The organism is Burkholderia sp. BCC1993 (assembly GCF_905339865.1).
Taxonomy (GTDB): domain Bacteria; phylum Pseudomonadota; class Gammaproteobacteria; order Burkholderiales; family Burkholderiaceae; genus Burkholderia.
In genome coordinates, this window is the sequence record NZ_CAJPGZ010000006.1 from 14,833 (window position 1) to 39,553 (window position 24,721).

General features: G+C 67.0%; 22 protein-coding genes and 1 tRNA gene. 14 read left to right on the forward strand and 9 right to left on the reverse strand.

From position 1 onward, the window contains the following. From murD to lpxC, 10 genes are all read left to right on the forward strand, one after another. A complete protein-coding gene (murD, locus tag U4Y91_RS11020; protein ID WP_321805338.1) occupies positions 1-1,512 on the forward strand; it encodes a UDP-N-acetylmuramoyl-L-alanine--D-glutamate ligase in 1,512 nt (503 codons plus the stop codon). Next, the gene (ftsW, locus tag U4Y91_RS11025) at positions 1,509-2,792 is read left to right on the forward strand and encodes a putative lipid II flippase FtsW (protein ID WP_257768763.1); all 1,284 of its coding nucleotides are present in this window, start codon (positions 1,509-1,511) and stop codon (positions 2,790-2,792) included. The genes murD and ftsW overlap by 4 nt, the downstream gene beginning before the upstream one ends. Then, the gene (murG, locus tag U4Y91_RS11030; protein WP_321805099.1) at positions 2,789-3,892 is read left to right on the forward strand and encodes an undecaprenyldiphospho-muramoylpentapeptide beta-N-acetylglucosaminyltransferase; all 1,104 of its coding nucleotides are present in this window, start codon (positions 2,789-2,791) and stop codon (positions 3,890-3,892) included. The genes ftsW and murG overlap by 4 nt, the downstream gene beginning before the upstream one ends. Beyond that, entirely contained in the window at positions 3,889-5,286 is a 1,398-nt protein-coding gene (gene murC, locus U4Y91_RS11035) for a UDP-N-acetylmuramate--L-alanine ligase (protein WP_321805100.1), read from the forward strand. Before murG ends, murC begins: the two co-directional genes overlap by 4 nt. Before the next feature lies 1 nt (position 5,287). Continuing rightward, a complete protein-coding gene (locus U4Y91_RS11040) occupies positions 5,288-6,229 on the forward strand; it encodes a D-alanine--D-alanine ligase (RefSeq protein ID WP_040143319.1) in 942 nt (313 codons plus the stop codon). Positions 6,230-6,248: 19 nt separating this feature from the next. Next, positions 6,249-7,001 carry a cell division protein FtsQ/DivIB gene (locus U4Y91_RS11045; RefSeq protein ID WP_321805101.1) on the forward strand — a complete coding sequence of 251 codons (753 nt, stop codon included), beginning with the start codon at positions 6,249-6,251 and terminating at the stop codon, positions 6,999-7,001. A gap of 26 nt (positions 7,002-7,027) precedes the next feature. After that, on the forward strand, positions 7,028-8,260 hold the full coding sequence (ftsA, locus tag U4Y91_RS11050) for a cell division protein FtsA (protein WP_044844232.1): 1,233 nt from the start codon (positions 7,028-7,030) through the stop codon (positions 8,258-8,260). A 111-nt stretch (positions 8,261-8,371) separates the two neighbouring features. Beyond that, positions 8,372-9,565 (forward strand): cell division protein FtsZ, encoded by a 1,194-nt coding sequence (gene ftsZ, locus U4Y91_RS11055; RefSeq protein ID WP_044844231.1) that lies wholly within the window; start codon positions 8,372-8,374, stop codon positions 9,563-9,565. Between the two features lie 189 nt (positions 9,566-9,754). Beyond that, a complete protein-coding gene (locus U4Y91_RS11060) occupies positions 9,755-10,261 on the forward strand; it encodes a peroxiredoxin (RefSeq protein ID WP_321805102.1) in 507 nt (168 codons plus the stop codon). A 240-nt stretch (positions 10,262-10,501) separates the two neighbouring features. Beyond that, a complete protein-coding gene (gene lpxC, locus U4Y91_RS11065; RefSeq protein WP_059506998.1) occupies positions 10,502-11,419 on the forward strand; it encodes a UDP-3-O-acyl-N-acetylglucosamine deacetylase in 918 nt (305 codons plus the stop codon). An 89-nt stretch (positions 11,420-11,508) separates the two neighbouring features. Here lpxC and U4Y91_RS11070 read toward each other — a convergent pair whose 3' ends face one another. After that, entirely contained in the window at positions 11,509-11,988 is a 480-nt protein-coding gene (locus U4Y91_RS11070) for a DUF721 domain-containing protein (RefSeq protein WP_321805103.1), read from the reverse strand. A gap of 267 nt (positions 11,989-12,255) precedes the next feature. Here U4Y91_RS11070 and secA point away from each other — a divergent pair, with 267 nt between their 5' ends. The 4 genes from secA (at position 12,256) to U4Y91_RS11090 (ending at position 17,783) form a co-directional block, all read left to right on the forward strand. Beyond that, positions 12,256-15,054, forward strand: a complete 2,799-nt coding sequence (secA, locus tag U4Y91_RS11075) for a preprotein translocase subunit SecA (protein WP_321805104.1) — start codon at positions 12,256-12,258, stop codon at positions 15,052-15,054. Between the two features lie 143 nt (positions 15,055-15,197). After that, positions 15,198-16,439 carry a bifunctional glutamate N-acetyltransferase/amino-acid acetyltransferase ArgJ gene (gene argJ, locus U4Y91_RS11080; protein ID WP_321805105.1) on the forward strand — a complete coding sequence of 414 codons (1,242 nt, stop codon included), beginning with the start codon at positions 15,198-15,200 and terminating at the stop codon, positions 16,437-16,439. A 19-nt stretch (positions 16,440-16,458) separates the two neighbouring features. Further along, positions 16,459-17,328 carry an ATP-binding protein gene (locus U4Y91_RS11085; RefSeq protein ID WP_321805106.1) on the forward strand — a complete coding sequence of 290 codons (870 nt, stop codon included), beginning with the start codon at positions 16,459-16,461 and terminating at the stop codon, positions 17,326-17,328. Continuing rightward, positions 17,325-17,783 carry an NUDIX domain-containing protein gene (locus U4Y91_RS11090; RefSeq protein ID WP_321805107.1) on the forward strand — a complete coding sequence of 153 codons (459 nt, stop codon included), beginning with the start codon at positions 17,325-17,327 and terminating at the stop codon, positions 17,781-17,783. The genes U4Y91_RS11085 and U4Y91_RS11090 overlap by 4 nt, the downstream gene beginning before the upstream one ends. A 64-nt stretch (positions 17,784-17,847) precedes the next feature. On the opposite strand, the gene U4Y91_RS11095 is transcribed toward U4Y91_RS11090, so the two are convergent. From U4Y91_RS11095 to U4Y91_RS11130, 8 genes are all read right to left on the reverse strand, one after another. Beyond that, complete coding sequence (locus U4Y91_RS11095; protein ID WP_321805108.1) at positions 17,848-18,048, reverse strand: DNA gyrase inhibitor YacG; 201 nt, start codon at positions 18,046-18,048, stop codon at positions 17,848-17,850. A gap of 28 nt (positions 18,049-18,076) precedes the next feature. Then, positions 18,077-18,832, reverse strand: a complete 756-nt coding sequence (zapD, locus tag U4Y91_RS11100; RefSeq protein ID WP_321805109.1) for a cell division protein ZapD — start codon at positions 18,830-18,832, stop codon at positions 18,077-18,079. Positions 18,833-18,941: 109 nt separating this feature from the next. Continuing rightward, the gene (coaE, locus tag U4Y91_RS11105) at positions 18,942-19,550 is read right to left on the reverse strand and encodes a dephospho-CoA kinase (protein WP_321805110.1); all 609 of its coding nucleotides are present in this window, start codon (positions 19,548-19,550) and stop codon (positions 18,942-18,944) included. 84 nt (positions 19,551-19,634) lie between these two features. Further along, on the reverse strand, positions 19,635-20,546 hold the full coding sequence (locus U4Y91_RS11110; protein ID WP_321805111.1) for an A24 family peptidase: 912 nt from the start codon (positions 20,544-20,546) through the stop codon (positions 19,635-19,637). A 45-nt stretch (positions 20,547-20,591) separates the two neighbouring features. After that, on the reverse strand, positions 20,592-21,797 hold the full coding sequence (locus U4Y91_RS11115) for a type II secretion system F family protein (protein WP_321805112.1): 1,206 nt from the start codon (positions 21,795-21,797) through the stop codon (positions 20,592-20,594). A 5-nt stretch (positions 21,798-21,802) separates the two neighbouring features. After that, positions 21,803-23,080: a GspE/PulE family protein gene (locus U4Y91_RS11120; RefSeq protein ID WP_321805113.1), complete on the reverse strand. Its 1,278-nt coding sequence runs from the start codon at positions 23,078-23,080 to the stop codon at positions 21,803-21,805. An 82-nt stretch (positions 23,081-23,162) separates the two neighbouring features. Continuing rightward, positions 23,163-24,449 carry an HlyC/CorC family transporter gene (locus tag U4Y91_RS11125; RefSeq protein WP_321805114.1) on the reverse strand — a complete coding sequence of 429 codons (1,287 nt, stop codon included), beginning with the start codon at positions 24,447-24,449 and terminating at the stop codon, positions 23,163-23,165. A 149-nt stretch (positions 24,450-24,598) separates the two neighbouring features. Beyond that, a tRNA-Pro gene (locus U4Y91_RS11130) sits at positions 24,599-24,675 on the reverse strand. Positions 24,676-24,721 lie beyond the last annotated feature (46 nt).

Sequence of the window (24,721 nt, forward strand, 5' to 3'; positions counted from 1 at the left end):
ATGTTTGGAGATCGGCAGCGGCCGATGGTGCTCGTACTGGGGCTCGGTGAATCGGGTCTCGCGATCGCGCGGTGGTGCGCGAGGCACGGGTGCCGGCTGCGTATTGCCGATACCCGCGAGGCGCCGCCGAACCTTGCCGCGCTGCAGGCCGAAGGCATCGATGCGGAATTCGTCGGCGGGCCGTTCACGCCCGCGCTGCTCGACGGTGGCGTCGAGATCGTCGGGCTGAGCCCTGGCCTGTCGCCGCTCGAACCGGCACTGGCGGCGCTGATCGCGGCCGCGAACGAGCGCGCGATCGCGGTATGGGGCGAACTGGAATTCTTCGCGCAGGCGCTGCGCGCGCTCGGCACGAGCGGCTACCAGCCGAAGGTGCTCGCGATCACCGGCACCAACGGCAAGACGACGACGACGAGCCTCACGGGCCTGCTGTGCCAGCGTTCGGGCAAGAAGGTCGCCGTCGCCGGCAACATCAGCCCGGCGATGCTCGACCGGCTCGCGGGCGCGATCGACGATACGGCGCTGCCTGACGTCTGGGTGCTCGAACTGTCGAGCTTCCAGCTCGAGACGGCGCGCACGTTCGCGCCCGACGCGGCCGCGATCCTCAACATCACGCAGGATCACCTCGACTGGCACGGCAGCTTCGACGCCTACGCGGCCGCGAAGGGCCGGATCTTCGGCGCGACGACCACGCGCGTGCTCAACCGCGACGATTCCGCCGTGATGAAGTTCGCGCCGGCCGCCGGCGCGGCCGATGCGGCGCGCGCGGTCACGTTCGGCCTGAATGAACCGGCGCAGGACGGCGACTACGGGCTGTCGCGCGACAACGGCATTGCGTGGCTGGTCGAAGCGGTCGACCGCGACGCGCCGGACGAAACGACGACGACCCGCCGGCGCAAGCGCGACGGCGCGCATACGCCCGACATCGCGCAGAAGCGCCTGATGCCGGTCGACGCGCTGCGCATCCGCGGGCTGCACAACGCGGCGAACGCGCTGGCCGCGTTCGCGCTCGCGCGTGCGATCGACCTGCCGGCCGCGCCGCTGCTGCACGCGCTGCGCGAATACCGCGGCGAGGCGCATCGCGTCGAAGTGATCGCGACGATCGACGACGTGGACTACGTCGACGACAGCAAGGGAACCAACGTCGGTGCGACGGTGGCCGCGCTCGACGGGCTCGCGCAGAAGATCGTGCTGATCGCCGGCGGCGACGGCAAGGGGCAGGATTTCGCGCCGCTGGTCGCGCCGGTCGCGCGCTGGTGTCGTGCGGTGATGCTGATCGGCCGCGACGCGCCGGCGCTTCGCGACACGCTCGCCGAAACCGGCGTGCCGCTCGCGGACCACGCGACGCTCGAAGGCGCGGTGCGTGCCGCCGCCGAGCTCGCCGAGCCGGGCGATGCGGTGCTGCTGTCGCCCGCGTGCGCGAGCCTCGACATGTTCAGGAACTACGCCCATCGCGCGGAGGTGTTCCGCGCGGCGGTGGATGAAGTCGCTATCGACAAAGGAGCGACGCCATGAGCTGGTCCGATCGCCTCGTCTCCCGTTTCAACGACCGGCGCGACACCGGCGGCAATGCCGCCGGCGGCCGCGTCGCGTCCGCCACACGCGCCGCGACCGGCGGCCTCGCGAGCGTCGTCAACGGCGTGCGGCCGAGCCGCTCGCGGATGCTCGACTTCGACTACTCGCTGCTGTGGGTCGCGATCGCGCTGCTCGGGCTCGGCGTCGTGATGGTGTATTCGGCGTCGATCGCGATGCCCGATTCGCCGAAATACGCGTCGTATCACGATTACGCGTTCCTGATGCGCCACTGCGTATCGCTCGTCGTTGCGTTCATCGCGGCGGTGATCGCGTTCCGCGTGCCCGTGTCGACCTGGGACAAATACGCGCCGCATCTCTTCCTGATCGCGCTGGTCGGCCTCGTGATCGTGCTGATCCCGCACGTCGGCAAGGGTGTGAACGGCGCGCGCCGCTGGATTCCGCTCGGCATCACGAACATGCAGCCGTCGGAAATCATGAAGCTCGCGGTGACGATCTACGCGGCGAACTACACGGTGCGCAAGCAGGAGTACATGCAGAGTTTCGCGAAGGGCTTCCTGCCGATGGCGTTCGCGGTCGGTCTCGTCGGCGCGCTGCTGCTGCTCGAGCCGGACATGGGCGCGTTCATGGTGGTCGCCGCGATCGCGATGGGCGTGCTGTTCCTCGGCGGCGTGAACGGCAAGCTGTTCGGCGGCCTGGTCGCGACGGCGGTCGGCACCTTCACGATGCTCGTATGGCTGTCGCCGTGGCGTCGCGAGCGGATCTTCGCGTATCTCGATCCGTGGGACGAACGCTATGCGCAGGGCAAGGCGTACCAGCTCACGCATTCGCTGATCGCGTTCGGCCGCGGCGAGTGGTTCGGCGTCGGCCTCGGCGGCAGTGTCGAGAAGCTGAACTACCTGCCCGAAGCGCATACCGACTTCATCCTCGCGGTGATCGGCGAGGAACTCGGCTTCGTCGGCGTGATGGTCGTGATCCTGCTGTTCTACTGGATCGTGCGCCGCGCGTTCGAGATCGGCCGCCAGGCGCTCGCGCTCGACCGCACGTTCGCGGGCCTGATGGCGAAGGGCATCGGTATCTGGTTCGGCGCGCAGACGTTCATCAACATGGGCGTGAACCTCGGCCTGCTGCCGACCAAGGGCCTGACGCTGCCGCTCGTGAGCTATGGCGGCTCGGGCATCCTGCTGAACTGTGTCGCGCTCGCGGTGCTCCTGCGGGTCGATTATGAAAATCGCGTATTGATGCGGGGAGGGAAGGTATGACCGCGTCGCGACGCACGCTGATGGTGATGGCAGGCGGCACCGGGGGCCACGTGTTCCCGGGGCTCGCGGTCGCGCACCGGATGGAAGCGGCGGGCTGGCGCGTCGTGTGGCTCGGCAATCCGGCCGGGATGGAAGCCACGCTCGTGCCGAAGCACGGCATTCCGATGGAATACGTGCGCTTCGGCGGACTGCGCGGCAAGGGCCTGAAGACCAAGCTGACGCTGCCGTTCAACCTGCTGCGCGCATGCTGGCAGAGCCTCGGCGCGCTGCGCCGCGTGCGGCCGGACGTCGTGCTCGGGATGGGCGGCTACATCACGTTTCCGGCGGGCGTGATGACCGCGCTGTCGGGCCGTCCGCTCGTGCTGCACGAGCAGAATTCGATCGCGGGCCTGACCAACAAGGTGCTCGCGAAGCTCGCCAAACGCGTGCTCGTCGCGTTTCCCGGCGCACTGCCGCACGCGGAATGGACGGGCAACCCGATTCGTGCGGAACTTGCGCACACGGAACCACCCAAAGCACGCTATGCGTCGCGCAGCGGCCCGCTGAACGTGCTGGTCGTCGGCGGCAGCCTCGGTGCGGCCGCGCTGAACGAAGTCGTGCCGCGCGCGCTGGCGCTGCTGACGCCGGACGAGCGCCCGCGCATCGTGCACCAGGCCGGCGCGAAGCACATCGACGCGCTGAAGGCGAATTACGAAGCGGCCGGTTTCGCGGCCGGCGAAGACGTGCGGCTCGTGCCGTTCATCGACGACATGGCGAGCGCGTACGCGGCGGCGGATCTGGTGATCTGCCGTTCCGGCGCGATGACGGTGTCGGAGATCGCGGCGGTGGGCGTGGCGGCGCTGTTCGTGCCGTTCCCGTACGCGGTCGACGACCACCAGACGACCAATGCCGCGTTCCTCGCCGATGCGGGCGCGGCCGTGCTGGTACAACAACGCGACCTGTCGGCGGAACTGCTCGCCGATTGGCTGCACGGCCAGTCGCGGGCGTCGCTCGCGGACATGGCGGAGCGTTCGCGCTCGCTGGCGAAGCCCGAGGCTACCGACGAAGTCGCGCGTGTCTGCGCGAAGGCGGCCGGCGCGAACCTGGAAAAACTGCAATGAAACACATCGTCAAACACATTCATTTCGTCGGGATCGGCGGCGCGGGCATGAGCGGCATCGCCGAAGTGCTCGTCAATCTCGGCTACGAGGTCAGCGGCTCCGACCTGTCGCGCAACGCGGTGACCGACCGTCTCGAGGCGCTCGGTGCGCGGATCGCGATCGGCCACGACGCGGCGAACATCGAGGGCGCGAACGCGGTCGTCGTATCGACGGCCGTGCGCTCGGACAACCCCGAGGTGCTGGCCGCGCGCCACCAGCGCGTGCCGATCGTGCAGCGCGCGGTGATGCTCGCGGAACTGATGCGCCTGAAGCAGGGCATCGCGATCGCCGGCACGCACGGCAAGACCACGACGACGAGCCTCGTCGCGAGCGTGCTCGCGGCGGGCGGGCTGGACCCGACCTTCGTGATCGGCGGCCGGCTGATCAGCGCCGGCGCGAACGCGCGGCTCGGCACGGGCGACTTCATCGTCGCCGAGGCCGACGAGTCGGACGCGTCGTTCCTGAATCTGTATCCGGTGATCGAAGTCATCACGAACATCGACGCCGATCACATGGACACCTACGGCCACGATTTCGCGCGGCTCAAGCAGGCGTTCATCGAGTTCACGCAGCGCCTGCCGTTCTATGGCAGCGCGGTGGTGTGCGTCGACGATCCGAACGTGCGGCAGATCATCCCGTTCATCTCGAAGCCGGTCGTGCGCTACGGGCTGTCGCCGGACGCGCAGGTGCGCGCCGAGAACATCGATGCGCGCGATGGCCGCATGCATTTCACGGTGATCCGCGAAGGGCGCGCGCCGCTCGCGGTCGTACTGAACATGCCGGGCCTGCACAACGTGCAGAACGCACTCGCGGCGATCGCGATCGCCACCGATCTCGGCGTGGCGGACGACGCGATCCAGCTGGCGCTGGCGGAATTCAACGGCGTTGGCCGGCGCTTCCAGCGCTACGGCGAGGTGCCGAGCGCGGACGGCGGCCAGTACACGCTGATCGACGACTACGGTCACCACCCGGTCGAGATGGCCGCGACGATCGCGGCCGCGCGCGGCGCGTTCCCGGGCCGCCGCCTCGTGCTGGCGTTCCAGCCGCACCGCTACACGCGCACGCGCGACTGCTTCGACGATTTCGTCAACGTGCTGTCGACGGTCGACGCGCTGGTGCTGACGGAAGTTTATGCCGCGGGCGAAGCGGCGATCGCGACGGCCAACGGCGACGCGCTGTCGCGTGCGCTGCGCGCGGTGGGGAAGGTCGACCCGGTGTTCGTCGCGACGGTCGACGACGTGCCGGATGCATTGGCGAAGGTCGCGCAGAACGGCGACGTGGTGATCACGATGGGCGCGGGTTCGATCGGCGGCGTGCCGGCGAAGCTCGTGCAACACACTCAACAGAAGGCATGACATGAGCGGGATCGATCCGAAACGTTTCGGCAAGGTGGCGGTGTTGTTCGGCGGCGAATCCGCCGAGCGCGAGGTGTCGCTCACCTCGGGCCGCCTCGTGCTGCAGGGCCTGCGCGACGCGGGCGTCGACGCGCATCCGTTCGACCCGGCCGAGCGGCCGCTGTCGGCGCTGAAGGATGAAGGCTTCGTGCGCGCGTTCAACGCGCTGCACGGCGGCTACGGCGAGAACGGCCAGATCCAGGGCGCACTCGATTTCTACGGGATCCGCTACACGGGCAGCGGCGTGCTCGGCTCGGCGCTCGGCCTCGACAAGTTCCGCACGAAGCTCGTGTGGCAGCAGACGGGCGTGCCGACGCCGCCGTTCGAGACGGTGATGCGCGGCGACGACTACGCGGCGCGCGCGACGGACATCGTCGCGAAGCTCGGCCTGCCGCTGTTCGTGAAGCCGGCGAGCGAAGGCTCGAGCGTCGCGGTGCTGAAGGTGAAGACGGCCGACGCGTTGCCCGCCGCACTGTCGGAAGCGGCGACGCACGACAAGATCGTGATCGTCGAGAAGAGCATCGAAGGCGGCGGCGAATACACCGCGTGCATCGCCGGCGATCTCGACCTGCCGCTGATCAAGATCGTGCCGGCCGGCGAGTTCTACGACTACCACGCGAAGTATGTCGCCGACGATACGCAGTACCTGATTCCGTGCGGGCTGCCCGCCGAACAGGAAGCGGAACTGAAGCGCATCGCGCGCCGCGCGTTCGACGTGCTCGGCTGCACCGACTGGGGCCGGGCGGACTTCATGCTCGACGCCGCCGGCAACGCGTATTTCCTGGAAGTGAACACGGCCCCCGGGATGACCGACCACTCGCTGCCGCCGAAGGCCGCGCGCTCGATCGGCATCAGCTATTCGGAGCTGGTCGTGAAGGTGCTGTCGCTTACGCTCAACGACTGACGCAGGAACGGAACGACGTATGTGGAACAACGTTCGCCAACTCAACCTTGCCGCTAGCGCGCTGTACGCGCTGTTGCTGCTCGTGTTGGCGGCGGCCGGCTGCTACTGGCTGATCCAGCGTCCGACGTTCGCGCTGCGCGAAATCCGGATCGATGGCGACACCGAGCACATCAACTCGCCGACGGTGCGTGCGGGTGTGGTCGGCCGGCTGAAGGGCAATTTCTTCACGGTCGATCTCGACACGGCGCGGGCCGCGTTCGAGCAGATGCCGTGGGTGCGCCACGCGAGCGTGCGCCGGGTGTGGCCGAATGCGCTGGCTGTCACGCTCGAGGAGTACAAACCGCTCGGGACCTGGGGCAGCGCGCAGCTCGTGAGCGTCGACGGCGAGCTGTTCACCGCGAATCAGGGCGAACTGGATCGGGAACTGCCCGCGTTCGACGGCCCGGAGGGCAGCGCGAAGGAAGTCGTCACGCGGTATCACGACTTCGCGAACTGGTTTGCGCCGCTGAAGGCGGCGCCGGAAGAAGTGACGCTGTCGGCGCGCTACGCGTGGACGGTGAAGCTGTCGAACGGCATGCAGGTCGAGCTGGGCAAGGAACGCAACAGCGAGTCGCTGCATGACCGGAGCCAGCGCCTCGTCGCCGCGTGGCCGGCCGTCACGGAGCGTTGGGGCAACGACATCGAGTACGCGGACCTGCGTTATCCGAACGGATTCGCGATTCGTGCGGCAGGCATGCGGTTCCTGACCGATACCGACAAGCGCAAGAAGTAACGAGAGATCACACGCAAGAGCACTTTATGAGCAAAGACTACAAGGATCTGCTGGTTTCCCTCGACATCGGCACGTCGAAGGTGGTGGCCATCGTCGCCGAGCTGAAGGGCGAAGGCCATTACGAGGTGATCGGCCTCGGCCAGAGCGAATCGAAGGGTCTGAAGAAGGGCGTGGTGGTCAATATCGAGGCCACCGTGCAGTCGATCCAGCGCGCGCTCGAGGAAGCCGAGCTGATGGCCGACTGCAAGATCACCAACGTGTTCACGGGGATTGCCGGCAGCCACATCCGCAGCTTCAACTCGAGCGGGATGGTCGCGATCAAGGACAAGGAAGTCACGCAGACCGACGTCGCGCGCGTGATCGAGACCGCGAAGGCGATCAACATCCCGACCGACCAGCAGGTGCTGCACATCCTCACGCAGGAATTCATCATCGACGGCCAGGAAGACGTGCGCGAGCCGATCGGCATGAGCGGGATCCGCCTCGAGGTGAAGGTGCACATCGTGACCGGTGCGGTCAGTGCCGCGCAGAACATCGTCAAGTGCGTGCGCCGCTGCGGGCTGGAAGTGAACGACCTGATCCTGCAGCCGCTCGCGTCGTCGCTGGCCGTGCTGACTGAAGACGAGAAGGATCTCGGCGTGGTGCTGGTCGACGTCGGCGGCGGCACGACCGACATCGCGATCTTCGCCGAAGGCGCGATTCGCCACACCGCGGTGATTCCGATCGCCGGCGACCAGATCACGAGCGACATCGCGATGGCGCTGCGCACGCCGACGCCGGACGCGGAAGACATCAAGGTCGGCTACGGGATCGCGAAGCAGGCGCTCGCCGATCCGGACGAGATGGTCGAAGTGCCGGGCCTCGGCGAACGCGGTCCGCGCACGCTGTCGCGCCAGGCGCTCGCCGCCGTGATCGAGCCGCGCGTCGAGGAACTGTTCTCGCTCGTGCAGCAGGTCGTGCGCGAGTCGGGTTACGAAGAACTGCTGAGCTCCGGCGTGGTCATTACCGGCGGGGCTTCGATGATGCCGGGCATGGTCGAGCTCGGCGAAGACATTTTCCTGAAGCCGGTGCGCATCGGCGCGCCGGAATACGCAGGCGGCCTCGCCGACGTGGTGCGCAACCCGCGCTACTCGACGGCGATGGGCCTGCTGGTCGAAGGCAGTGCACAGCGCATGCGCGGCCGCAAGGTCGCCGTGCAGTCCGGCAACGCGGGGCAGATCTTCTCGCGGATGAAGGAATGGTTCCTGAGCAACTTTTGACATACCGAATCGAAATTCGCGCCGGTGCCGGCGGCTGGCGCGCGACAGGGGGTTGCCCGATCTCCTGCCGAATAACGGCCGAGTAGTTCTATTTTCTTGACGGAGGCAACAATGGAATTCGAAATGCTGGAAACCGAAACCAACGGCACCATCATCAAGGTGGTCGGCGTTGGCGGCGCTGGCGGCAATGCCGTTCAGCACATGATCAACCGTGGCGTGCAGGGCGTCGACTTCATCGTGATGAACACCGACGCACAGGCGCTGTCGCGTGCGCGCGCACCGTCCGTGATCCAGCTCGGCAACACCGGCCTCGGCGCCGGCGCGAAGCCGGAAATGGGCAAGGCGGCGGCGGAAGAGGCGCGCGAGCGCATCGCCGACGCACTGCGTGGCGCGCACATGGTGTTCATCACGGCCGGCATGGGTGGCGGCACGGGCACGGGCGCGGCGCCGGTGGTCGCGCAGATCGCGAAGGAGATGGGCATCCTGACGGTTGGTGTCGTCAGCAAGCCGTTCGAATTCGAAGGCGGCAAGCGCATGCGCGTCGCGGAAGCAGGCTCGCAGCAACTGGAGGATCACGTCGACTCGCTGATCGTCGTCCTGAACGACAAGCTGTTCGACGTGATGGGCGATGACGCCGAGATGGACAAGTGCTTCCAGTGCGCGGACGACGTGTTGAACAACGCGGTTGCGGGCATTGCTGAAATCATCAATGTCGATGGCCTCGTGAACGTCGACTTCGAAGACGTGAAGACGGTGATGGGCGAGCAGGGCAAGGCGATGATGGGCACGGCGACGGTCGCCGGCGTCGATCGCGCGCGTCTCGCGGCGGAACAGGCCGTGGCGAGCCCGCTGCTCGAAGGCGTCGATCTGTCGGGCGCGCGCGGCGTGCTGGTCAACATCACGTCGAGCCGTTCGCTGCGCCTGTCGGAAACGCGCGAAGTGATGAACACGATCAAGAGCTACGCGGCGGAAGATGCCACGGTGATCTTCGGTGCGGTGTACGACGACGCAATGGGCGATGCGCTGCGCGTGACGGTCGTGGCGACGGGTCTGGGCCGTGCAGCGAAGAAGCAGCAATCGGCTCCGATGACGCTGCTGCGCACCGGCACCGACAACCAGCCGGTCAACGTCTCGCACGGCTACGCACAGCCGCAGCACGTCAGCACGGCCGATTACGGCGCGCTCGATACGCCGGCGGTGTGGCGCAACTCGCGCGAAACCGCGGCATCGCACGTGCAGGCGCTTCAGGAGAAGGGTGTCGACACGTACGACATCCCGGCTTTCCTGCGCAAGCAGGCTGACTGACGACGCACACAGGCGAAGCCGCGGCGAGGTTGCCGCGGTAACGCCGGCGTGACGGATGCCACGGACCACGACAGGCCGCGTCGGATGCGACGCCGGGCCGGGAAACGTGCCCTCTTCGCTCGAGCGAGGCGGGATGGGCCGTGCTGTCCGCAACACGCTGAAAAACCGTATCGCTATGAGGGACCAGCCATGATTCAAGTGGGCGACGCGCTGCCCGACGCGCAACTGTTCGAGTTCATCGACGACGCGCGCGAAGGCTGCACGCTGGGGCCGAATGCCTGCAGCGTGCGCGACCAGGTTGCGGGAAAGCGGGTGGTGATCTTCGGATTGCCGGGCGCGTTCACGCCGACCTGCTCGGCGCAGCATGTGCCGGGCTATGTCGAGCACGCCGAGCAACTGCGCTCGGCGGGCATCGACGAGCTCTGGTGCGTGTCCGTCAACGACGCATTCGTGATGGGCGCATGGGGACGTGATCTGCACACCGCGGGCAAGGTGCGCATGATGGCGGACGGCAGCGCTGCTTTCACTCATGCGCTGGGGCTGACGCAGGATTTGTCCGCGCGTGGCATGGGAATCCGTTCCCTGCGCTACGCGATGGTGGTCGACGACGGTGTGGTCAAGACGCTGGCCGTCGAAGCGCCGGGCAAGTTCGAAGTGAGCGATGCGGCGAGTGTGCTCGCGACGTTGAAGTCCTGATCGTGCGGTGCGCCGTTGCCTGCCGGCAACGCTGCTCACCGACCTCAGGGCAGTTGTAACACGGGCCGATGACCGGAAACGCCTCCGTTCCGGGCATCGGCCCGTCCCGTATCGGCGCGGGTAACCAGTCGAAACAGATTGATACGCAGTTTCAAACAGCGGCGAATAGGGAATTACGCTATAATCTCCCCTATCGAATATAACTCCTGATTGATATTCTCAATCAAGATGAAGAACATCATGCTGAAGCAGCGCACCATCAAATCGATCGTGAAGACCGTGGGCATCGGTCTCCACTCGGGCCGCAAGGTCGAACTGACGCTCCGCCCGGCCGCGCCGGGCACGGGGATCGTATTCTCGCGCGTCGACCTGCCCACGCCTGTCGACATTCCGGCATCCGCGATGTCGATCGGCGACACGCGGCTCGCGTCGGTGCTGCAGAAGGATGGTGCGCGCGTATCGACCGTCGAGCACCTGATGTCGGCGTGCGCCGGCCTCGGCATCGACAACCTCTATGTCGACGTGACGGCCGAGGAAATCCCGATCATGGACGGCAGCGCCGCGTCCTTCGTGTTCCTGATCCAGTCCGCGGGCATCGAGGAGCAGAACGCGCCGAAGCGCTTCATCAAGGTGAAGAAGCCGGTCGAAATCCGCGACGGCGACAAGTTCGCGCGTCTCGATCCGTATTTCGGCTTCAAGCTGAAGTTCACGATCGACTTTCGTCACCCGGCCGTCGACAAGACCGGCCAGGAACTCGAGGTCGATTTCGCGAACACGTCGTACGTGCGCGAGATCGCGCGTGCGCGCACGTTCGGTTTTGCCCATGAAGTCGAAATGATGCGCGAGCTGGGTCTCGCGCGCGGCGGCAGCATGGACAACGCGATCGTGCTCGACGAGTACCGGATCCTGAACAACGACGGGCTGCGTTACGACGACGAGTTCGTGAAGCACAAGATGCTCGATGCGATCGGCGACCTGTACGTGGTCGGCCATCCGCTGCTGGCATCGTACACCGCGTACAAGTCGGGGCACGGGCTGAACAACGCGCTGCTGCGCGAACTGCTCGCGCACGAAGACGCGTACGAGATCGTCACGTTCGACGATCCGCAAGCCGCGCCGAGCGGCTTCGCGTTCGACACGCAGACGGCCTTCGCCTGATCGGCGTCCGGCACCTCGCGATAAAAAAGCGACCCTCGGGTCGCTTTTTTATTGGGCGGCCGGCCCGCACGGGCGGCGGCGGTGCGCGTTCAGCGCGACGACTTCGCGCCGTGCCGTGCGGCCATCCGCGCGAGCGCAGCCTGCAGCGGCGACGGCTCGAGGTGATCGGCGAGCTCGCGCAACGCGGCGGCGCCGACGGTCGTCATGCGCGCCTGCTTCACGTGCGGCGGTTCCGGCGCGTCCTTCGGCCGCACGCGCACGCGCAGCGCCGAGACCGGCCAGCCGCGCTTCTGGAGATCGGCGAGCAGGCGCGGCTCGACCTGCCGCAACCGGGCCGCGAGCGCATTGTGCGCGGCAAAGAGGGTCAGGGTGCCGTCCTTGATGGAGCCCGGTTCGACATGACTCGCAAGATAGTCGGGCAGGAGCGCGGCGAGGTCGCGCTGCAGCGACGCGACCTGTTCGACGCCGGCGCGCAGCGCCGCGAACGCGTCGGTGCGGTTGAGCACTTCGGACACGGGTTGCGGGCGATACGCGGGGAGCGTGCCGAAACGCTTGGAAAATCGGTTCATCGAGGCATTCTTCGGGCGCGCACGTGCGCGGACGTTGACGCCGATTGTACCCGCGCCGGCTCCCGCACGGGCGGCTTTCGGGCCGTGCGCCCGGTTGCCTGCACGGGTTCGGCGTGCGGCGTGGGTCCGGCCGGGACACCGGCGCATGCTTTCTCGCGTGCTAAAATTCCTCGTTTGATTCCACTAATTCGCTAAGCCGCCGAGGCTCGGGCGTCGGGGCGCGCAATACGCGCCGGGCGCCGGTGCTGCGACGCAGGGTCCGATCCGATGACAACCGGTTTTCTCCAGAAAATTTTTGGCAGCCGCAACCAGCGGCTCGTCAAGCAATACCAAAAGACCGTCGCGACGATCAATGCGCTCGAAACGCAGATCGAGAAGCTGACGGACGACCAGTTGCGCGGCAAGACGGATGAGTTCCGCCAGCGGATCGCGGGCGGCGAGTCGCTCGACAAGCTGCTGCCCGAGGCGTTCGCAGTCTGCCGGGAGGCGAGCCGCCGCGTGCTGAAGATGCGCCACTTCGACGTGCAGATGATCGGCGGCATGGTGCTCCACTACGGCAAGATCGCGGAAATGCGCACCGGCGAAGGCAAGACGCTCGTTGCAACGCTGCCCGTATACCTGAATGCGCTGGCCGGCCGTGGCGTGCACGTGGTGACGGTCAACGACTACCTCGCGCAGCGCGACGCCGAATGGATGGCGCGCCTCTACAACTTCCTCGGTCTGTCGGTCGGCATCAACCTGTCCGGCATGGAGCACGACCAGAAGCAGCAGGCCTACGCGTCGGACATCACCTACGGTACGAACAACGAGTTCGGCTTCGACTACCTGCGCGACAACATGGTCTACGAGACCGACGCGCGCGTGCAGCGGGCCCTGAACTTCGCGGTCGTCGACGAAGTGGACTCGATCCTGATCGACGAGGCGCGTACGCCGCTGATCATCTCGGGCCAGGCGGAAGACCACACCGAACTGTACGTGCGGATGAACGCGCTGCCGCCGCTGCTCGAGCGCCAGATCGGCGAGGAGAAGGCCGATGGCACGGGCGTCGAGAAGCCGGGCGACTACACGCTCGACGAGAAGTCGCGCCAGGTGTTCCTGACGGAGTCGGGCCACGAGAAGGCCGAGCGGCTGCTCGCCGAGTGGGGCCTGATCGGCGAGGGCGAGAGCCTGTACGCGCCGCAGAACATCACGCTGATGCACCACGTGTACGCGGCGCTGCGCGCCCACACGCTGTTCTACAAGGATCAGCACTACGTCGTGCAGAACGGCGAAGTGGTGATCGTCGACGAATTCACCGGCCGCCTGATGGCGGGCCGCCGCTGGTCCGACGGCCTGCACCAGGCGGTCGAGGCGAAGGAGCACGTGAAGATCCAGAGCGAGAACCAGACGCTCGCGTCGATCACGTTCCAGAACTACTTCCGGATGTACGCGAAGCTCGCGGGCATGACGGGCACGGCCGACACCGAAGCGTACGAATTCAACGAGATCTACGGCCTCGAGACGGTCGTGATCCCGACCAACCGTCCGCCGAAGCGGATCGACAAGCAGGACCAGATCTACAAGACGGCCAAGGAGCGCTACGACGCGGTGATCCGCGACATTCGCGAGTGCTACGAGCGCGGTCAGCCGGTGCTGGTCGGCACGACGTCGATCGAGAACTCGGAACTGCTGTCGCACCTGCTGAAGCAGGCCGGGCTGCCGCACGAGGTGCTGAACGCGAAGCAGCACGAGCGTGAAGCCGCGATCGTCGCGGAAGCCGGCCGTCCGAACCGCATCACGATCGCGACCAACATGGCCGGTCGCGGGACCGACATCGTGCTCGGCGGCAACGCCGAGAAGCAGGCCGCGTTCATCGAAGCCGACGAGGCGATCCCGGCCGACGAAAAGGCGCGCCGCATCAAGCAGTTGCACGACGAATGGGAAACGCTGCACGAGCAGGTGAAGGCCGCGGGCGGCCTGCACATCATCGGCACCGAGCGCCACGAATCGCGCCGGATCGACAACCAGCTGCGCGGCCGTGCGGGCCGTCAGGGCGATCCGGGCTCGTCGCGCTTCTACCTGTCGCTCGACGATCCGCTGCTGCGCATCTTCGCGGGCGACCGCGTGCGCTCGATCATGGATCGCCTGAAGATGCCGGAAGGCGAGGCGATCGAGGCCGGCATCGTCACGCGTTCGATCGAATCGGCGCAGCGCAAGGTCGAAGCGCGCAACTTCGATATCCGCAAGCAGCTGCTCGAATACGACGACGTGTCGAACGACCAGCGCAAGGTGATCTACCAGCAGCGCAACGAGCTGCTCGAAGCGCACGACATCACCGAGACGATCTCGGCGATGCGTCACGGCGTGATCACCGAAGTCGTCCGCCAGTTCGTGCCGGAAGGCAGCATCGAGGAACAGTGGGACGTGCCCGAGCTCGAGGAAGCGCTGCGCAACGACTGGCAGCTCGATCTCGCGATCCAGGAAATGGTGAACGAATCGTCGTCGATCACGGCCGAGGAGATTCTCGAAGCCGTAACGACCGCCGCCGACGAGCAGTACGAGGCGAAGGTCGCGCTGGTCGGCCGCGAATCGTTCAGCGCGTTCGAGCGTTCGGTGATGCTGCAGACGGTCGACCGGCTGTGGCGCGAGCACCTCGCGGCGCTCGACCACCTGCGCCAGGGCATCCACCTGCGCGGCTATGCGCAGAAGAACCCGAAGCAGGAATACAAGCGCGAGGCGTTCGAGCTGTTCGCCGCGATGCTCGAGGCGATCAAGCAGGAAGTCACGCGCATCGTGATGAACGTGCAGATCCAGTCGCCGGAGCAGCTCGAGGAAGCCGCCGAGCAGATCGAGGAGCGCGGTGGTCATCTCGAAAACGTCGAGTTTCAGCACGCCGACTACGCGGAATCCGGCGCGCCGGTCGCGAACGTCGCGGCCGCCGCAGCGGCCACGGCGACGGCCGACATGGTCGGCAGCGCGATGACCCACAGCGGCCCCGGCGGCGAGATGCCGAAGGTCGGCCGCAACGACCCGTGCCCGTGCGGCAGCGGCAAGAAGTACAAGCAATGTCACGGGAAGCTGTCATGATCGGCGGCGGCGCGCATCCGCGTGCCGCTTCGTTCGCAGCTTCGAGTCAGTGATGTGAGTTGCGGCGGTCCGCGCGTGCGGCCGCCGGTTCTTCCAATCGATGCCGGCGCGTGCCGGCATTTTCCATCCGGCAGGTGTGCCCCATGGCTGTCAATTTTCCGTCGATCGATCCCGCCCAACTCCATCCCGTCGCCGGCGTCACGCTCGGCTGGGCGGAAGCGAACATCCGCAAGCCGAATCGCAAGGACGTGCTGGTCATCTCCGTCGACGAAGGGGCGACGGTCGCCGGCGTATTCACCGAGAACCGCTTCTGCGCCGCACCCGTGATCGTGTGCCGCGAGCATCTCGCGAAGGTGCGCGCAGGCGGTGCGGGCATCCGCGCGCTCGTCGTGAACACGGGCAACGCGAATGCGGGCACCGGCGAGCCGGGCCTCGCGAATACCCGCGAAACCTGCGCGGAACTCGCGCGCCTCGCGGGCATCGACGCCGCGCAGGTGCTGCCGTTCTCGACCGGCGTGATTCTCGAGCCGCTGCCGATCGACCGCCTGAAGGCCGGGCTGCCGGCCGCGCTCGCGAACCGCAAGGCCGCGAACTGGTACGACGCCGCGCAGGCGATCATGACGACCGACACGCTGCCGAAGACCACGTCGCGCCAGGTGACGATCGACGGCCACACGGTCACGCTGACGGGCATCAGCAAGGGCGCGGGCATGATCAAGCCGAACATGGCGACGATGCTCGGCTTCCTCGCGTTCGATGCGAACGTTGCGCAGCCGGTGCTCGACACGCTCGTGAAGGAAGTGGCCGACCGCTCGTTCAACTGCATCACGATCGACGGCGACACGTCGACGAACGACTCGTTCATCCTGATCGCGTCGGGCAAGAGCACGCTGCCCGCGATCACGTCGACCGACTCGCCGGCCTATGCCGCGCTGCGCGACGCGGTCACGCAGGTCGCCCAGGTGCTGTCGCAACTGATCGTGCGTGACGGCGAAGGCGCGACGAAGTTCATGACAGTCCAGGTCGAAGGCGGCAAGAGCGTCGCCGAGTGCCGCCAGATCGCGTATGCGATCGGGCATTCGCCGCTGGTGAAGACGGCCTTCTATGCATCCGACCCCAACCTGGGCCGAATTCTCGCGGCGATCGGCTACGCGGGCGTCACGGATCTCGACGTCGGCAAGATCGATCTCTATCTCGACGACGTGCTCGTCGCGAAGGCCGGTGGCCGCAATCCGGCTTATCAGGAAGAGGACGGCCAGCGCGTGATGAAGCAGAGCGAAATCACGATCCGCGTGCTGCTCGGCCGCGGCGACGCGCGGGCAACGGTCTGGACGTGCGACCTGTCGCACGATTACGTGAGCATCAACGCGGATTACCGCTCCTGATCGGGAGCGCTCGAACGACATGGACAAACTCGAACAGTTTCTGACGCGCGCGGAAGCGCTGCTCGGCCGCCTCGAGGGGATACTGCCGCCGGCACCGGCGGCCGTCGACTGGAACGCCGCCACCGCGTTTCGCTGGCGCAAGCGCCAGGGGCGCGGCTATCTGCAACCGGTGCCGGCAGCGTCGACGATCACGCTCGGCGACCTGCACAACATCGATCGGCAGAAAGGGCTGATCGAGCAGAACACGCGACAGTTCGTGCAGTGCAAACCGGCGAACAACGTGCTGCTGACCGGCGCCCGCGGCACCGGCAAGTCGTCGCTGATCAAGGCGTGCCTGAATGCCTATGCGAAGGACGGGCTGCGCCTGATCGAAGTCGACAAGGACGATCTGCACGATCTCGGCGACATCGTCGAGCTGATCTCGCAGCGTCCGGAGCGGTTCATCGTGTTCTGCGACGACCTGTCGTTCGAGGACGGCGAATCGGGCTACAAGGCGCTGAAGGTCGCGCTCGACGGCTCGATCGCCGCGCAGTCCGACAACGTGCTGATCTACGCGACGTCGAATCGCCGCCATCTGCTGCCCGAGTACATGAGCGACAACGAGTCGTACAAGCATCTGCCGGACGGCGAGATCCACCCCGGCGAAGTCGTCGAGGAAAAGATCTCGCTGTCGGAGCGCTTCGGCCTGTGGGTCAGCTTCTACCCGTTCAAGCAGGACGACTACCTCGACATCGTCGCACACTGGCTGCGCCATTTCGGTTGCGCGGACGCCGAGATCGAGACGGCACGCGGCGATGCGCTCGTCTGGGCGCTCGAGCGCGGTTCGCGTTCGGGGCGTGTCGCATGGCAGTTCGCGCGCGACTGGTCGGGCCGCAAGGAGCAGGCATGAGCACGGATTCCGCAACGCGCGCCATGCGCGCGCCCGACGGCCGGAAGGTGACGGAAGTCGCGGTCGGCGTGATGGTGCAGCAGGATGGCCCGGTCGGCCGCAGCCGCTACCTGCTCGCGCAGCGGCTGAAGGGCAAGCCGTACGAAGGTTATTGGGAGTTTCCGGGCGGCAAGCTGGAGGCCGGGGAGAGCGTCGAGGACGCACTGGCGCGCGAGCTGCACGAGGAACTCGGCATCGAAGTCACGGCCAGCCACCGCTGGCATACGCTCGAGCACGATTATCCGCACGCGTACGTGCGGCTTTATTTCTGCAAGGTGACGGGCTGGACGGGCGAGCCGCACAGCAAGGAAGGGCAGGCGTTCGTGTGGCAGCAACTGCCGGTCGAGGTCGCGCCGCTGTTGCCGGCGGCGCTGCCGGTGCTGGAACTGCTCGAGAAGGAAGCGGCGTCGCAATGACGCCGTGACGGCTCGCCTGAAGAAAGGCGGGCCATATCCGCCCATGAGCGGTGCTGTGCGCCGCTCAGCTGTCTCGGCGGCCTTCGGTGCCGTCTTCCTCCGACGACGGACCCTCGTCGGAGGACCCGCCGATCCGGTACTTTTCCGCGGCCCATGCGCCGAGGTCGAGCTGCTTGCAGCGGGCCGAACAGAAGGGACGGAACTTGTTTTCAGGCGTCCAGCGCACTTCTGCGCCGCACGAAGGACATTTCACAACGGTAGTCATACGAAAGCGTCGAACCGGCACACGGCCGTTACAGATTGCACAGTGTCAGATGGAACGGCACGTCGATGTCCACCGCGCGCGGCCGCACGTCGCCGTCCTGCATGGTGAACCGTACCCACAACATGTATTTGTTGGCGCTCGCTTCGGGAATCACGCGCAGCTCCGGCGGCACGCGCACCTGCATCAGCTGATAGGTGCGCCCCGACAGCATCTGCTGGTAGCTGCCCTGCATCGCCATCACCTTCGACGCCTGACCCGATTCGCGTGCGAGCCGCAGCACGATCGCCGCGGCATCGCGCAGCGGCAGCAGCGGCAGGATCCATTTCGCGATGTCATGGCGCCGCTGTTCCGCGGGCCATTGCTGCCACGCGTAGTACGACGGCAGGTCGAACTTGCACGTGCCGCCGGGAATCACCGCGCGGCTGCGGATGCTGGCGAGCCACTCGTTGTCGACCAGATGCTGCCCGGTCTTGCCCTGCATCTGCGCAAGATTGGCGAGCGTCTGCTCGATTTCACCGAGCACGGACTCAAGCGCATTCTGTTCGATGCCCGGATTGCCGCGAAAGGGGGCGAGCGTCTGGCGTTGACGTTCGAGCTCTTTCATCAGATCCGATTTCAGGTCCGCGCGGCCCGTGACCTCGGCGATTTCGAACAGCGTCGTCAGCGCGACGTGATGCTCACGCGGGTCCTCCTGAGCCAAAAAGAACGCGAAGCGCTCGAACAGGTCTTCGAGGCGCAACAGCGTGCGAATTCGCTCGTTGAACGGATACTCGTAAAGAATCAAGCGCGCTCGCCTCTAGGGTAGGGATTGAAACAATGCAGGACATTCTAATGCTCACTGTCTACCCTAGCAACGCACCAATTTCGTACACCATCACGATCGCGCGCCGCGGTCAGTGCGCGGCAGCCGCGAACGCGAGATAGCGTTGGTGCAGTGCATCGACCTGCGCGGCGAGCGCATCGGGTGTCGTCGCGTCGTTGACGATCACGTCGTCGGCCGCCGCGAGACGCGCTTCGCGCGTTGCCTGTCTTGCGATGATCGCTTCGACCTGTTCGCGCGTGAAATCATTGCGTCGCATCACACGTGCAATTTGCGTTTCGACCGGACAGTCGACCACGAGCACACGATCGCTGCGCGCCTTCCAGTTGCCTGACTCCACGAGCAGCGGCACGACGAAGATCACGTAAGGGCCCTGCGCTGCGCGGGCCTCGCGATCGGTCTCGGCGCGGATCAGCGGATGCGTGATCGCTTCGAGGCGCCGGCGTGCGTCGTCGTCGCTGAAAATGAGTGCGCGCATCTTCGCGCGATCGAGCGAGCCGTCGGCCGCAACGAAGTCCGGTCCGAATGCGTGTTCGATCGCGGGCATCGCGAGACCGGCCGGTGCGGTGATGCGGTGCGCGATCAGGTCGGTGTCGACGAGCGATGCACCGCGTGCGGCGAACAGGTCGGCGACGGTCGTCTTGCCGCTGCCGATGCCGCCGGTGAGTCCTATTGCAAACATGTGAGCCTCCGCCGGGCCGTCGCAAAGAAGCGAAGCGCCTCCCCGCGACGCAGCGAACATGGCGGACGCAGGCAGTGTGTCATGTCAGCCGCCGAGCGCCGAATAGAAAGGGGTACCAAAAAACAGCGTGGCGACGCCGCCTGCCGCGAGGAACGGGCCGAACGGAATCGGCTCCTCGAAGCGCATGCGCCCGCGCCAGGTCGCGACGAGCCCGACGAGCGCGCCCGTCACCGCGGCGAACAGCACGACCTGCGGCAGCGCGGCCCAGCCCATCCACGCGCCGAGTGCGGCGAGCAACTTCAGGTCGCCGAAGCCGATGCCCTCGATGCCGCGCAGCCACTTGAACAGCCAGTAGACCGACCACAGGAACAGGTAGCCGGCCATCGCGCCGACCACGGCCGAACGCAGCGACGTGAACGTGCCGCCGAGATTCAGTGCGAGCCCGGCCCACAGCAGCGGCAGCGTCATCGAATCGGGCAGGTAGCCGGTCTGGATATCGATCGCGCTCATCGCCAGCAGCGCGGCGCACAGTCCGAACGCGGCGAGTGCGGCAACGGTGGGGCCGAACGCGGCGAGCGAACCGGCGGCGAGCAGCGCACCGGCGAGCTCGACGAGTGGATAGCGCACGCCGATCGCATGGCCGCACTGACGGCAGCGCCCGCGCAACAGCAGGTAGCTGACGAGCGGGATGTTTTCCCACGCGCGCAGCACGTGACCGCAATGCGGACAGGCGCTGCGCGGTCGCCACAGATCGTAGTGCGGCGGATAGCCGTCGTCCGGCGGCGAGCTTGCGCTGCCGGTTGCTTCGGCGATTTCGGCCTGCCACGCGCGCTGCATCATCACCGGGACCCGGTGCACGACGACGTTCACGAAGCTGCCGACGCACAGGCCGAGCACGACGGCGAACGCATACTGCACCGCGAGCGGCAGCATCGCCAGCGCGAGCAACGTGCTGTCGGGCGAGTCGAAAACGGTGGTCAGGGGCGCGGGCGTCATGGGGCTCGGGTTCGGGCTTGAAAGGCGACAGAATCGGTTGCGATGCTACACCACGTTGCCCAGCTGAAGGATGGGCAGATACATCGCGATCACGAGGCCGCCGACGAGCGCACCCAGGACGATCACGATCAGCGGCTCGCCGAGCGCGGCGAGCGCATCGAGGCGTGCGTCGAGCTGACGCTCGCATAGCGCGGCGATATCGGCGAGCATCGTGTCGAGCGCGCCGGTTTCCTCGGCGACGGCGATCGGCTGCACGACGTCGTCCGGGAAGCAGCCCGCCGCTTGCATCGCATCGGCGAGACGCGCGCCGCGCAGCACGCGCGTCGCGATCTGCGCGGTGGCCTGCTCGAACACCGGATGGCCGGCGGTGCGTTCGAGCGTGGCGAATGCATCGGCGAGCGGGACGCCCGCACCGAGCAGCGTTGCAAGCGAGCGGCACCAGCGCGCGGTCGCGAACCGCGTGAGCGCGCCGCCGACGAGCGGCGCATTCAGCACGTGCCGCGCGGCCGTGTAGCGCAGCGATGGCGAGCGCCGCAGCGCGTGACGCGCGGCGAGCCCCGCCGCCGCTGCCCCGGCGACGAACGTGCCGCCCCAGGCCGAGGTCGCGGACGAGAGGGCGAGCAGGACGCGGGTCGGCGCCGGCAAGGCCGCGCCGAAGCCGTCGAAGATCTGCCGGAACGTCGGCACGACCCACACCATCAGCGCGGCCGAGATCGCGAGTGCGAACACGATGACGGCGACCGGGTAGGCGAGCGCGGCACGCAGCTTGCGCCATTGCGCGTCGGCGCGTTCGCGGTGCTCCGCGACGCGGGTCAGTACGGTGCCGAGCGCGCCCGATGCTTCGCCTACCTCGATCAACTGGCGATACAGCGTGCCGAACTGGGACGGGTAGCGTGCGAGCGCGGTGGCAAAGCGTTGCCCGCCGACGATCTCGCGTGCGAGGCCGGCGGCGATGCGCGGCAGCCCGTCGCGCGTGCGGGTGCGCGCGAGTATCTCGAGCGACGGTGCGAGCGGCAGTCCGGCTTGCAGCAGGCTCGCGAGCTGACGCGTGAAGCGCGTGACCTCCCGTGCGCCGGCCGACGGCGGCCGGGCCGTGCCGCGGACATCGAGCGACAGCACCGTGACGCCGTCGCGCGCGAGCGCCGCACGTGCGGCGGCGGCATCGAAGGCGATGACGTTCCCGCGGCATGGCGTGCCGTCGCGACGACGGCCACGCCACGCGAAACGCGTCTCGTGCGGCGGTGCAGGCATTGCGATCACGCGTCGGGCGTCGCGGCCAGCGCTTCCGCGATGCTCGTCGTACCGTCGCGAACGTGCGCGAGTGCCGCGTCGCGCAGACTGCGTACGCCCTCGGCTGCCGCGCATTGCGCGAGCGCACCGACGCTTGCGCGCGCGACGATGCGTTCCGCCATCTCCGGTGAAACCGGCATCGTCTGATGCAGGCCGATGCGGCCTCGATAACCGATGCCGTGACAGGCGGCGCAGCCGCGCGCGACGAACGGGCGCCATCCGGATTCCAGTGCTGCCGGATTGCAGCCTGCTTCGCGCAGCGCGCGCACCGACGCGTCCGAACGCACGCGGCAGGTGGGGCACAGACGCCGCACGAGGCGTTGCGCGGTGACGAGGCGCAACGCGGCCGCCAGGTTGTATGGCGCGACGCCGATGTCGAGCAGTCGCGCGACGGCTGCCGGCGCGTCGTTCGTATGCAGCGTGGACAGTACGAGGTGCCCGGTCTGTGCGGCCTTGATCGCGACGTCGGCCGTCTCCGCATCGCGAATCTCGCCGACCATGATGACGTCCGGGTCCTGACGCAGCAGCGCGCGTAGCGCAGTGGCGAACGTCAGCCCGGCTTTTTCGGCGACGCCGACCTGGTTGATGCCGTCGAGCTGGATCTCGGCCGGATCCTCGACCGTGCATACGTTGTGCGCATCGCGGTCGAGCATCTGCAGCGCGCAGTAGAGCGACAGCGTTTTGCCGCTGCCGGTCGGCCCGGTGACGAGCACGAGACCGTGCGGCGCGCGTATCGCGGCTTCCATCGCCGCGGCCTGCCGTGCGTCGAAGCCGAGACGCGCGAGCGTGAGGTCGGGCGGCAGCGTTTCGAGGCGGCGCAACACGAGCTTCTCGCCGAACAGCGTGGGCAGCGAGCTGACCCGGTAGTCGCCGCGCATGCCGCCATCGACCGCGATGCGCAGCCGGCCGTCCTGCGGAAGCCGGCGCTCGGCGATGTCCATGCGAGCGAGCACCTTGATCCGCGTGACAAGCGCGTCGCGCAGATGAGCGGGCGGCCGCGCGTGGTCATGCAGGACGCCATCGATGCGCAGGCGGATGCGCCAGCCTGCTTCGAACGGTTCGACGTGGATGTCGGACGCGTCGCGCACGCGGGCGGCGTGCAGCGTGTCGGTCAGCAGCCGTACGGCGGGCGAGTCGTCGAGTTGCGCCGCATCGAGCGACCGCGGTATTGCAGCGGGCGATGCGTCGGTGGAGACAGGCGGCCGCTGCGTGCGCAGCGGCGCCCCGGGAAGTGGGAAGTGCATGTGAGCCGGCGCTCGGCCGCCTGTTGATCGTGACCGGCAAATGGTCGCGTATCGTGCGCGGCGCCGACAGTCGGCCGTTCGGCTAGCGCGCGCCGCGTGCGCGCGTGCTGCGCGGCTTGAAGAGCTTGACGGTGCGCACGGCCTGGTCGTCGCTGCGCATGACCTCGAGCATCACGTCGCGGATCTTCAGGCACACGTCGCCTTCGGGGATTTCTTCGAGGATTTCGAGGATCAGGCCGTTGAGCGTCTTCGGTCCGTCGGTCGGCAGTTGCAGGTGCAGCCAGCGGTTCAGTTCGCGCAGCGGCATGCTGGCGGCGACGATGCATTCGCCGTTCTCGTCCCAGCCGCCCGCGCGTTCGCCGCGCGGCATCGACGTCGTGAATTCGCCGATCAGTTCCTCGATGATGTCCTCGGGCGTGACGAGCCCCTCGAGTTCGCCGTACTCGTTGACGACGAGCGCGGTCCGCTGCCGGCTTTCCTGGAAATACTGGAGCTGCTGGACGACCGGCGTGCCCGACGGCACGTAGTACGGCTCGGCGAGCAGCGTGCGCAACGTTTCGCGGTCGAAATCCTGGTTGTGCAGTGCGGTGAGCGTCTTGCGGACGTGCAGCACGCCGAGCACCTTGTCGATGTCGCCTTCATAGACGACGAGGCGGTTGTGATAGCAGGTCTCGAGCTGATGCAGGATGTCGTCGAGCGGCGCGTAGAAGTTGAGCGACTCGATCTGGCGGCGCGGCACCATCACGTCGTCGACCGTGATGTTCTCGAGGTCGAACAGGTTGAGCAGGATGCTGCGGTGCTTGGTCGGCATGAAGCTGCTCGACTCGAGCACGATCGCGCGCAGCTCGTCGGCGGACATTCGCTGGTCGCGGCCCTTCTTCGTATTGATGCGCAGCATCCAGAGCACGCCGTTCGCCAGTGCATTGACGAACCAGACGACCGGCTTGAACACGCGCATCAGCGGCGCGATCACGAGACTGGCGGGCAGCGCGATGCGTTCGGGAAAGGTCGCGCCGACGATCTTCGGCGCGATTTCCGCGAACACGATGATCAGGAACGCGACGATGCCGGTCGCGATCGACAGCGCCAGGTTGTTACGGCCGAACGTGTGCAGCGCGAGCGACGTCGTCAGGACCGGGATGATCGTGTTGAACAGGTTGTTGCCGATCAGGATCACGCTGAGCAGCAGGTCGGTGCGCGTGAGGAGACCCTGCGTGGTTTTCGCGCCGAGCACGCCCTGGCCGGCGAGATGCTTCAGCCGATGGCGGTTGAGCGCCATCATCGCGGTCTCGGAAATGGAAAAGAAGCTGGAGCAGAGGAGAAGCAGGAAGACGGCGCCGATTTGCGCCCATAAGGGAATTTGGTCCACGCGTCAGAAGGGCAGTGAAGGACAGGGATGGAGGGAATATAGCAGAGGCCGGCGGCCGGGATGTGTCGTGCGCGACACGCGCGCTCGCGAGACCAGGCAGAAGAAGGCAAAAAAAAACCGTGCACTCGGTGCACGGTTTTTTCAAAATCTGGTCGGGGTGAGAGGATTCGAACCTCCGGCCTCTACGTCCCGAACGTAGCGCTCTACCAGGCTAAGCTACACCCCGATTTTTTGCTCTTCCGACTTCGCCGCTTTCGTTCAGATCGCTGCGT